General features: G+C 34.5%; 7 protein-coding genes. 5 read left to right on the forward strand and 2 right to left on the reverse strand.

Annotation, left to right across the window (positions count from 1 at the left end; all coding sequences use genetic code 11):
- Nucleotides 1–159: sporulation initiation factor Spo0A C-terminal domain-containing protein (locus tag ACPYKA_RS14955; protein WP_479543021.1), on the forward strand; the 159-nt coding region annotated here is incomplete at its 5' end.
- A gap of 47 nt (nt 160–206) precedes the next feature.
- Here the strand turns inward: ACPYKA_RS14955 and ACPYKA_RS14960 are convergent.
- Nucleotides 207–1,553 (reverse strand): aspartate kinase, encoded by a 1,347-nt coding sequence (locus ACPYKA_RS14960; protein ID WP_479543016.1) that lies wholly within the window; start codon nt 1,551–1,553, stop codon nt 207–209.
- Between the two features lie 57 nt (nt 1,554–1,610).
- Nucleotides 1,611–1,847, reverse strand: a complete 237-nt coding sequence (locus ACPYKA_RS14965; RefSeq protein WP_336260915.1) for a DUF2627 domain-containing protein — start codon at nt 1,845–1,847, stop codon at nt 1,611–1,613.
- 253 nt (nt 1,848–2,100) lie between these two features.
- Here ACPYKA_RS14965 and ACPYKA_RS14970 point away from each other — a divergent pair, with 253 nt between their 5' ends.
- From ACPYKA_RS14970 to ACPYKA_RS14985, 4 genes are all read left to right on the forward strand, one after another.
- Entirely contained in the window at nt 2,101–4,128 is a 2,028-nt protein-coding gene (locus tag ACPYKA_RS14970; protein ID WP_479543017.1) for a sigma-54 interaction domain-containing protein, read from the forward strand.
- Nucleotides 4,129–4,284: 156 nt separating this feature from the next.
- Entirely contained in the window at nt 4,285–5,367 is a 1,083-nt protein-coding gene (locus tag ACPYKA_RS14975; RefSeq protein ID WP_479543018.1) for a Glu/Leu/Phe/Val family dehydrogenase, read from the forward strand.
- 25 nt (nt 5,368–5,392) lie between these two features.
- Nucleotides 5,393–6,466 (forward strand): butyrate kinase, encoded by a 1,074-nt coding sequence (buk, locus tag ACPYKA_RS14980; RefSeq protein WP_479543019.1) that lies wholly within the window; start codon nt 5,393–5,395, stop codon nt 6,464–6,466.
- A 252-nt stretch (nt 6,467–6,718) separates the two neighbouring features.
- On the forward strand, nt 6,719–7,035 hold a 317-nt coding region (locus ACPYKA_RS14985; protein WP_479543020.1), incomplete at its 3' end, for an FAD-dependent oxidoreductase.

The following is a 7,035-nucleotide window of genomic DNA, read 5'->3' on the forward strand; positions in this document are numbered from 1 at the left end:
CATGCAATCGAGGTTGCTTGGAATCGTGGTAATATTGATTCCATTACTGAACTATTCGGCTATACAATAAATGTTTCAAAAGCGAAGCCGACAAATTCAGAGTTCATTGCTATGGTTGCGGATAAATTAAGATTGGAACATAAAGTAGAGTCATTCTAAAAAGAAAACCTGTACACAAAGATTTTGTTTGTGTACAGGTTTGGCATTTATTCAAAAAAAGCATCATAAAGAGATTTTGTTGCCCGATGTAAACCGTCTGATTTTATTCCAAACATCATTGAAACTTCTGAGGAACCTTGGTTAATCATTTCAATATTTACTTTTGCTTCACCAAGAGCCGTTGTAGCAGTTTGAGCCATTCCGATTGTTTCTTTCATTCCTTCTCCAACTACCATAATGAGAGCCAAATCTCGATGAACCGTAACCGTATCTGGTTGTAATTCATTTCTAAACCGTTCGACAATAATACTTTCTTTATCTTCGGTTAATTGTGATTCTCGAATTATTATTGACATATCGTCAATTCCGGATGGAGCATGTTCAAAAGAGACGTTTTCTTCTTCTAGAATTTGGAACAACTTTCTTCCAAATCCGAGTTCTCTATTCATTAAAAATTTACTAATATAAATACTTACAAAACCAGTATCACTTGCAATTCCAACAACGCATTTTCCATTTAATTCTTTATTAGCTACAATCATCGTTCCTTTAGCTGAAGGATTATTTGTATTTTTGATACAAACAGGAATTTGTGCGTTAAATGCAGGAATTAGAGCTTCATCATGGAAGACAGAAAACCCAGCATAAGAAAGCTCGCGCATTTCTCTATATGTAAGTACTTTAATTTCAACAGGGTCTTTAATTACAGATGGATTTACCGCGTATACTGCATCGACATCTGTAAAATTTTCATATAAGTCAGCTTTCACACCAGCAGCGATAATAGATCCAGTAATATCAGAACCACCACGTGAAAAAGTAGCTAATATTCCGTCTTCTGTATATCCAAAAAATCCTGGAATAACTAAAACCCCTTCTTGTTCCCGTAACTTATAGATGGCATCAAAACTTTCTGGAATTAATTGAGCTCCGTTTTTATCATTTTTAACGATAATACCTGCATCTTTCGGATTTACATATTTTGCATCAAGTCCAAGAGATTGTAAATAAGCACTTAAAATTTTAGCAGAACTGTCTTCTCCAATTGCTTTAAAACAATTCATCATATTGTCGTATTCTAAATCACTTTCCATTATCGATTGAATATGAGCTTCAATTTCCTTCGTTAATTGTTCCGGCAAATTTAATTCACTAATTATTTTAGAAAATCGATCCATAATAGTTATATAATATGATTTATACTTTTCTTTATTTATAAATGCATCCCCTAATTGGATTAGTAAATCAGTTATTTTAAAATCATGTTCATACCTTTTACCAGGTGCAGAAACAATGATAAATTTTCGCTTTGGATCCTCTTTAACAATAGCTCCTACTTTTTGAAATTGATTAGCATCTGCCAATGAACTGCCACCAAACTTTGCAACTTTCATCTGTATAACCCTCCACAATCTACTTCTAATTTTTTATTTATTCTATAGCTAGAATAGTTATGTTTTTTTTGAACGCTTTTTCACTAATTGCTTTTTCTTATCACGATGATAAATATATCCTCCTATAAAAGCAAGTCCACCTATAAACATAATAAGACCGACAAAAAACTGAATCCCCTCATTCACTAAAATAGGATACACATCTGCAAATAATGCATCCCTCATCAATTTTATTCCAAAAGCGCCAATTACTCCTGGTGTAAATAAAATTATGACTGCTATAAATCGTACCATTTTTTTCCCCTTTTTTCTCTATGAATATTAATAGTATAGCAAACGTAGCCATTAATTGAAAAAGGAAAGTAATTTTAGAAAACTTGGCATTCGCCAAGCCTTTAATGGCGAGTGGCTTAGTTGCACTTATGCAGATAGGAAAGTTTTATGCTTTCCTATCTGCTAAAAAAGAATCTTTCAATCCTTGCCAATAATTGCACGATGAAGTAAAATTATATAGAAATAGTGCAAGTTATTTCATGGCGGTGAATTTATGAGGCGAATATTAATAATAGGTGCTACTGATATTGCAAATGAATACATAAAAATCATTAAAAACTTTCCTAACATGAAAATTATTGCAATCGTTGATGAGAAAAAAGATGATACAAATAAACTAGATTTCAATCATTTTTCACATATCCCTGTATCTTCGTCTGTTTCAGATTGGATCGATACGGATATTGATTTTGTCCTCGAAACAACAGGGGACAGAAAGTATCTTAAATTGTTTAAGCAAAAAAGAACTAATTTAACGATTATTCGTCAGTATGTATTGCAACTCTTACTTCCATTTGTCGCAGAATGGAGTGTACAAATAAACAATTTAGAGCTTATATTGAATAATATTCGTGATGGATTAATTGTTGTAAATAACGAAGAGAACATCCAATTTATTAATGATGCAGCATGTGAAATAATCGGAATTCAGAAAGAAAAATCTTATGAAAGATCAATTAAAGAGATAATAAAGAACTCACGTTTACCAAAAGTTCTTCAGAATCAACAAAAAGAATTAAATCAAAAGTTACATTTAACAAATGGAAAACAAATCATCTCTACAAGAGTACCGCTCATCAATGATGATAATAAACTTATTGGAGCGTTTGCATTATTTAAAGACAGTAATGAAGTAGTTCGGTTAGCTGAAGAAAATACCGATCTTAAAGAAATTAAAACAATGCTTGAAGCAATCATTCATTCCTCGGATGAGGCGATAAGTGTCGTTGATGAAAACGGTAATGGGATAATTATTAATCCAGCCTATACAAGAATAACCGGTTTGACGGAAAAACAAGTGTTAGGTAAACCAGCTACTGTTGATATATCTGAAGGGGAAAGTATGCATTTAAAAGTCCTTAGAACAAGAAGACCTGTTCGTGGGGCAAATATGAAAGTAGGACCTTCCAAAAAAGAAGTGATTGTTAACGTTGCCCCAATCATCGTAGCAGGAAAACTAAAAGGAAGTGTCGCGGTCATTCATGATATTTCCGAAATTCAAGAGTTGACAACAGAATTAAAAAAGGCAAAGCAAATTATTAGAAATTTGGAGGCTTCGTACACATTCGCTGATATTATCGGCGAATCACCTGAAATGATGATTGCGATTGAACAAGCCAAAATAGGGGCGAAAACACCTGCAACAGTTTTATTAAGAGGAGATTCTGGAACCGGAAAAGAATTATTTGCTCACGCAATTCACAATGAAAGTGACCGAAAGTTCAATAAATTTATTCGGGTTAATTGTGCAGCAATTGCTGAGTCTGTATTAGAGAGTGAATTATTCGGTTATGAAGAAGGCGCGTTTACAGGTGCAAAATCCGGTGGTAAAAAAGGATTATTTGAAGAAGCTAATAATGGTAGTATTTTTTTAGATGAAATTGGCGAATTATCTTTATCCATGCAGGCAAAATTATTACGTGTATTACAAGAAAAGGAAGTGGTTCGCGTTGGAGGGACTACACCAATTCCATTAAATATAAGAATAATTACGGCGACAAATGTAAATTTAGAAAAAGCGATAACAAACAAAACATTTCGTGAAGATTTATATTATCGATTAAATCGATTACCAATATATATTCCTTCCTTGAAGGAAAGGCTCGATGATTTGCCGAGTTTGGTTCAACATATGATTTTAAAAGTAAATCAACTCTATGGAAGAAACGTACAGACGATCACCGATACAGCTATGGAAAAATTACGATCATACCATTGGCCAGGAAACATTCGTGAATTGGAGAATGTCATTGGTAGAGCCATTATTTTTATGGATGTAACAGAAGAAGTAATTAATTATCATCATATCCCCAATTTGCAAGCGGAAAATAAAGTAGTGAAGGAATCAAATTCACAAATCACTGGAGAACAAACGTTACAAGAGGCAATGGAGCAATATGAGAAAGAATATATTTACCACGTATATAAAGAAAATAATTTTAATAAAACAAAGACTGCAAAAAAATTAAATATTTCTGTTCGGAATTTGTACTACAAAATTGAAAAATATGAATTAGAATAAGTATGAGCAAAGTTGTTCGCCAATAATATCATGCAAAAACTTGCAAACTTGCAAAGAAATGCAGGGTGCACTGTTTGAGTTCTTGATATAATCAGTTTAAAATGTTGGCACAAATGTTGCATTGTTATAATTAAGCACTGTAGAGGAGTGGTTTTAGTGAAAATTTTTGAGTCACTAAGAGAACATGATTATGAACAAGTTATTTACTGCTATGACAAAGCTTCCGGGTTAAAAGCAATCATTGCTATCCATGATACTACGCTTGGTCCAGCACTTGGCGGTACAAGAATGTGGAATTATAAAAATGAAGAAGAGGCATTAGAAGATGTACTTAGACTTGCGAGAGGGATGACATATAAAAATGCAGCGGCTGGTCTCAATATAGGTGGTGGTAAAGCTGTCATCATCGGTGATCCTCAAAAAGATAAAAGTGAATCATTATTTCGAGCATTTGGTCGCTATGTCGAAAGTTTACATGGTCGATATATTACAGCTGAAGATGTAGGAACAACAGAAGAAGATATGAATTATATTCATATGGAAACAGATTTTGTTACAGGTACTTCAAGCGGAGGAGTTGGCGACCCATCTCCAGTTACTGCGCTAGGAATTTATCATGGAATGAAAGCGGCAGCTAAAGAAGCGTTCGGAACAGACAATTTACAAGGTAAAACAATAGCTGTTCAAGGTGTTGGACATGTTGCATACCATTTATGTAGTTATTTGCATAAGGAAGAAGCCAATTTAATCGTTACAGATATTAACGAAGCGGCAGTAAATCGTGCGGTAAAAGATTTTAATGCTCAAGCGGTAGCTCCAGATGACATTTATGATGTTGAATGTGATATTTACTCACCTTGTGCACTCGGCGGAACGTTAAATGATGAAACAATTGAAAAATTAAAAGCAAAAGTGGTAGCGGGAAGTGCAAATAATCAGCTACGTGAAAGTAGACATGGTAATTATTTATTTGAAAAAGGAATTGTTTACGCTCCGGATTATGTCATCAATTCAGGAGGAGTCATTAATGTCGCTGATGAATTGCAAGGGTATGACAGAGATCGTGTGATGAAAAAAGTGGAATCGATTTATTCTATTTTAGAAAATGTGTTCGAAATATCTAGAAAGAAAAATATTCCTACCTCTGTCGCTGCCGATCATTTGGCAGAACAAAGAATCAATGCACTTCGCTCATCAAGTAGACAATTTTTACCGAATAATAAACATATTTTACAATAAATAGTCGATAAGCGGGGAAGTATATATGCAAAAACGGTATCGAACTTTGGTCATTAATCCTAAAACAACTAAAACAATTATTAGTGTTTTTCATAATGAAAAATGCATCTATAAACAGACAATTAACCATCAAACTATTTTCAAAAATGATTTAACAGAAGTTGATAATGAAGTTACAATTCGAAAAACGCAAATCTTACGAGTTTTAAATGAAGCGGGAATTAATATGTCCAAATTAGATGCTGTTGCAGCAAATGGTGGGTTGTTAAGAGCAGTAGAAGGTGGTACTTATTCTGTTACAGCCGATGTGCTGAAAGATTTAAGGAGCAATTATAACGGTAAGCACGCTTCCAATTTAGGTGGCATACTTGCCTCTGAAATTGCGAAAGGACTAAATATTCCTGCATATATTGTCGACCCACCTGTTGTAGATGAACTAAGTGAACTTGCGAAATTTACCGGATTACCAAGCGTGGCAAGAAAGAGTATTTTTCATGCATTAAATCAAAAAGCGGTTGCCCGTCAAGCTGCTCGAGAACTTGGAATAACGTATAACCAAGCAAATCTAATTGTGGCACATATTGGGAATGGAATTACTATCGGAGCTCATCGGTTCGGTAAGGTGATCGATGTAAATAACGGATTACATGGGGATGGACCATTTTCGTTAGAACGTGCAGGAACGATTCCGGCCGAAGCCTTAATTTCTTTATGTTTTTCTGGCGAGTACACAGAAGAAGACATCATTAATAAAATCACCTATAAAGGTGGACTAAAAGCTTATTTACATACTGATAATATTGCGGAAATAGAAAATAGAATCCGAAATAATGATAAATATGCAAAAAAAGTATTTGAAGCGATGGCCTACCAAATTTCTAAAGAAATCGGTGCGATGGCAGTCGTTTTATCTGGTAAAGTTCACGGTATAGTTTTAACCGGCGAAATAGCCAGAAGTGAAATATTGACAGAGTTCATAACAGAGAAAATAAACTGGATAGCAGATGCGTTTATATATCCTGGTGAATATGATATACAAGCACTAAATGCTGGTACATTGAGAGTGTTAAGAGAAGAGGAAAAACCAAAAAAATATTAATGCGTGTTCAAAAAGGAGGATAAAAAGGACCAAGTCGGCTAAAGTCGCCACGTCCTGTGGCAACGCCGACACTAGCACGTCCTGTGCGTCGAAAGTTCGAGGCGGCGCAGTTTCGAGCAGCGGAATGTATGCATTTAGATACATGAGCAGTGGAGAAACAAGCCAACGAAGAAATTCGCAGTGTCATTTTTACCGGACTTTTTGAACAACCTCTATAATGAATATTAATCTGGATAAGGGAGAAGGGTCTTCATGACAAAAGAATATGACCTTGTCATATTAGGAGGAGGAACAGGCGGTTATGTGGCGGCAATTCGTGCACAGCAGCTTGGAATGAATGTAGCTGTTGTTGAAAAAGAGAAGCTAGGTGGTACTTGTTTGCATAATGGCTGTATTCCGTCCAAAGCATTGCTTAAAACTGCTCAATTGTATAGAGATATGAAACAATCGAGCATCTTTGGCATTAAAACAGAGAAATTAGCTTTAGATTTCTCAGAAGCACAAAATAGAAAAAATAAAATAATTGATACATTACATCAAGGAGTCCAATCTTTACTAAAAAAAGCAAA

It is taken from the genome of Pseudogracilibacillus amylolyticus (SeqCode), assembly GCF_051918545.1.
Classification (GTDB): Bacteria; Bacillota; Bacilli; order Bacillales; family Amphibacillaceae; genus Pseudogracilibacillus.